At 58.7% G+C, this 271-nt stretch carries 2 tRNA genes; both read left to right on the forward strand.

Going from position 1 to position 271, the window contains the following annotated elements:
- Position 1: 1 nt before the first annotated feature.
- Positions 2-78: transfer RNA gene (locus CVH10_RS20660), tRNA-Ile, on the forward strand.
- Positions 79-184: 106 nt separating this feature from the next.
- Positions 185-260: transfer RNA gene (locus CVH10_RS20665), tRNA-Ala, on the forward strand.
- Positions 261-271 lie beyond the last annotated feature (11 nt).

Genomic DNA, 271 nt, shown 5'->3' on the forward strand with positions numbered 1-271 from the left:
TGGGTCTGTAGCTCAGTTGGTTAGAGCGCACCCCTGATAAGGGTGAGGTCGGCAGTTCAAGTCTGCCCAGACCCACCATTCTCTCGCTCAGTTGGTTTGAGCGCACCCCAGGGTGTTAACAAGAGAAGGGTGAGGTCGCCGGGTTTATTCAAGTCTGCCCAGACCCACCAAATACCTTGTCAGAGGGGCCTTAGCTCAGCTGGGAGAGCGCCTGCCTTGCACGCAGGAGGTCAGCGGTTCGATCCCGCTAGGCTCCACCACTCTCCACAGG

The sequence above is a fragment of the Halomonas sp. ND22Bw genome (genome assembly GCF_003011945.1).
GTDB lineage: Bacteria > Pseudomonadota > Gammaproteobacteria > Pseudomonadales > Halomonadaceae > Halomonas > Halomonas halophila.